This window comes from Chamaesiphon sp. OTE_20_metabat_361 (assembly GCF_031364565.1).
On sequence record NZ_JANLWO010000038.1, the window covers coordinates 1 to 4,104 of the forward strand.

Consider the following 4,104-nt stretch of genomic DNA (forward strand, 5'->3'; position numbering starts at 1 on the left):
CACCTAGCGACGATCCGCAGCTACCAAACTGCTATTTAGTAGATATCGATGGTACCTTGGCAATCAATCATACGCGCTCGCCATTTGCGTGGGATCGGGTGAATGAAGATGCGGTCAATCTTGCGATCGCAACTACAATTGAGAAATTAGGACGAGATACACATATTATTCTCTTGTCGGGTCGATCGAGTGTCTGCTACGATCTGACTGTTGCTTGGCTGAAACAACACAATATTAACTACAAAGAGCTGTTGATGCGTGCGGCTAACGACCAGCGTCCCGATGACATTCTCAAGTCAGAACTTTACTATTTTCACATTCGCGATCGCTACAATGTAATTGGCGTTATCGACGATCGACCGAAGGTCTGTAGAATGTGGCGTGGTCTGGGTTTGAGCGTCTTTCAGGTAGGCAACTCCGATTATGAATTTTAAGTAGTAATATGTGTTTGTAATTCTAGTAACTAATATTAATTGTCTGCTCGTAAGTTACGAATTGACACATTTTAAAATGGTAGATAAAAGTATGTCTGTAGTAGATATAAGTTGTGAATAACGGGGAATAATAGAAGAACAGTCACTCTATCCTTGTCTATAAGTACTGCTGTGTATACGATTTAGTCGGATCGATCGCAGTCTAGTGCAAATAGACGGCGATCGAACTGACAATCTAGCTAGTCAGACGACCTAGTGTCGAGCGCGTCTAATCTTTGTTAAATTAAGTTCCCCCAGCTCAAGGTAAACATCTTTTTGGCGATGACAACTTGGATGTTACTGAAGCAATCTTGACAAACTTACCATTTATGTCGGACTCTCAAATCAATTTGACATCTACACAAACGCTAGATTTACCCAAGCACCAGGTCGATAACCAAGTCCAAAAATTGTACCAACAGGGTAACGATCGAGCATTTAGGGGCGAGCACGAGCGGGCGATTGCGGCTTACACTCAAGCTATTGCGCTCGCTCCGAACTTTATCTTGGCTTACTGCGCTCGGGGTAACTCCTGGCTGGAACTGAGAGATTATCGTCAAGCCCAAGCTGACTACCAGCTTGCACTCAAGCTTAGTCCGGCGTTTGCTATTGCTGATGGGGGACTGGCACGAGTTTACTATCAACTGGGCGAGTATCAAGCGGCTTTAGTTGCTTGCAGTCGCGCCATTCAGCACGATCCCGAAAATCTGGAGTTCTTTCACTCTCGGGCGCTGATTAATAAAAAAATTGGCGATGATGCTGGCATTTTAGGAGATTGTAAATTTATTCTGGAGCGCCAGCCCAATGATATTTCCGCTAGATGGTTGAATTCCCGCGCTCATTTTCAAATGGGCAACTACCAACTAGCGATCTTTAATTTCAATCAATATCTCAATCTCCGGAGCGATGATTTTTACGCTCATTATTATCGGGGGATTTGCTACGAAAGACTAGGTAATCTAGAGCAAGCAGCGATCGATCTCGACTGCGCGATCGCACTAGCAGATAATATGGCAATTTTATACCGCAGGCGCGGACGGATTCGCCAACAATTAGGCGACTATACTAACGCAATGGCAGACTACGATCGGGCGATCGAGATCGAGCCGCAGATGGCTCAAGCCTATGCCAATCGGGCAGATATTTATATCAATCGCGGTGATTATCCGCGCGCACTCATTCAGTGCAATCAAGCCATCCGCTTCGATCCGCAACTAGTGAGCGCCCATTATCAGCGCGGGGTAATCAATACTGAAGTTGGTAATCTTCATGCGGCTTTAGCCGACTATCATCGGTTAGTTCAGATCGATCCCCAGGATATCAACGCCTATATTCAACGCAGTTGGATTTACTTTCGGCATGGTGAATATCCAGCGGTAATGAGTGACTGCGAACGGGTGCGAGCGCTCGATCGAAATTCGGTGCCTGGTAATTATTTATTGGGTGTAGTCCAATCATTATCTGGCTTTAAACAAGAAGCTATTTTTAGTTTTACGAAGGTGATTGAGATTAAGCCTAGCTTTATTTGCGCTCTCTACCATCGCGGCTTATTACATCACGATCTCAAAAACGAAGCTAAAGCCACTGATGATTTTCACCTCGCCCAAGCAACTCAAGCTCAAATCATTGACTGCTTAGCCAAGCGCGATGAAACTGGCTTGTACGCAGAAGGATTGGCTCTCTATCATATGGGACATCCAGATACTGCTAAAGTCATTCTCCATCAAGCAGCCTTAGTCGCCCAAAAGCTCAAAAATACTGTTTTTTATCGGCAAATATCTTTTACGATCGAGGCACTCGGCATGGAATAGGCTTGATAGCTCTAGGCTTTAGGTGAGCCAATCTAGCTAATTTAAGTATGAGTAGTACATTAACAGCCTAAAAGATCGTGTAAATACTGAACCGATTTGGCTGTGAGCTAGTTAAGATCGATTCAATACTTTGTATTGATTTGCAATCTGCTAACTCACACTACAGATTTCCCGATGCGATAAATAAATTGTGAAGTTTGGATCTGGAGCTGAATACGATGCCCAGTAGCAAATCGCATTAGATTGAATTTATTGACCGAGCATACGATAACTAAACTGATTTCTTGAGGCACTCCGGTTATGTCGAAACCATCATCTTCTTCCACTACTCCAGAGTTTGCCACTCAAAATGATTACTCAGATATTTTGGGTACGGCGATGCCTTCCCCACCAGCGGCGGTAGATTCAGCCAAGTTGTCAGCTCCAGCTCAGCCTCAAGCTGCTAAGACTCGATCGCCATTATTTAGAGATCCGTGGAGTGACTCTGGCGAGTTAGAAGTACCACAGGCACAACCGTTGCAAATCGAAGCTGAAGATCCGTGGGCGAGCGACACATCGCCGACACCACAGCGGTTTCAAGCACCAGCTCGCCAGCCAGTAGCGGCTAAAGTTAATTCGTCAGTCGGCGCGACGCAGCAGCCAAAACAGCCCACACAGCCCACACAGCCCACACAGCCAAAGCAGCCCATACAGTCAAAACAGCCCACACCAACGCTCGAAACGCCTGCTAAAGCCGCCCAGATCGACACAAGTGCGCCCTCAGTTACTGGCAAAGATTTAGCACTCAAATACTGCGATCGCGCCAAAAAAGCCCTCGCAGCCAAAGACTATGCCCAAGCGAGATCGGCGTATAAAATCGCGATCGAATGGGATCCGACACTCGCGATCGCGCACAGCGGTGCTGCCGAAATTTGCTATGAGATCCAAGATTATGAAGGTGCGCTCTCAGCTTGGGATCTGGCGATTAAGTGCGATCCGACTCAACTTGATTTTTACTACCAGCGTGCTTTAGTTCATAAGATTTTCAAAAATTACTATCAAGTTCTTGCAGATTGTCGCTACGTGCTCGAACGCGATCCCGAGCGATCCTCTGTCCGGTGGCTGAATGCAGTTGCCCTAGTCAAGATCGAAAATTATCAGGTAGCTTTAGCGAGTCTCGATCGCCATGTCAAAGACTTTCCCCGAGATCCTAATGGTTACTGTTATCGTGGCATCTGTTACGAAAGACTGGATCTACTCCCGCAAGCATTAGTCGATCTCGATAAAGCGATTGCCATTCAGTCGGGACAGCCAGTTTTTCACCACGCACGCGGACGCACGCGCCAAAAGCTAGGTGACTTTGCAGGTGCTCTAGCTGATTTCGACATCACGATCGATCGCAAGCCGCAAGCAACAGTCTACGACGATCGGGCGGAGACACACCGCTGTCTGGGCAACTGTACCGCAGCACTAGCGGATGACGATCGGGCGATCGAACTCAATCCCAGATTTATCAATGCTTATTTCCGCCGAGGCTTAATTTATACCGAACTAGGTAATCTCGATGATGCCTTGACTAATTATAGTATGGCGATCGATCTGGACTCAGAACATACTAATGCCCTCATTCAGCGGAGTTGGACGTATTTCCGCAAGCATGAATATCAACGTACCAAACGCGATTGCCAGTCAGTTAAGGCAATCGATAAGTTCTGCTTTTGGGCAAATTATCTGATCGGAGTAGTCGATAGTTTGTCAGGATTGCATCATAGTGCGATTAAGAATTTTAGTCGGGCAATCGAGTTATCGCCTAACTACGTTTCGGCTCGATATCATCGGGG

3 protein-coding genes are annotated in these 4,104 nt (G+C 46.4%); all 3 read left to right on the forward strand.

What is annotated here, in order from left to right:
* A partial coding sequence (locus RMO35_RS00930) for a hypothetical protein (RefSeq protein WP_309737925.1) occupies positions 1–434 on the forward strand: 434 nt, incomplete at its 5' end.
* Between the two features lie 389 nt (positions 435–823).
* Positions 824–2,284: a tetratricopeptide repeat protein gene (locus tag RMO35_RS00935; protein ID WP_309737926.1), complete on the forward strand. Its 1,461-nt coding sequence runs from the start codon at positions 824–826 to the stop codon at positions 2,282–2,284.
* A 300-nt stretch (positions 2,285–2,584) separates the two neighbouring features.
* A partial coding sequence (locus RMO35_RS00940) for a tetratricopeptide repeat protein (protein WP_309737927.1) occupies positions 2,585–4,104 on the forward strand: 1,520 nt, incomplete at its 3' end.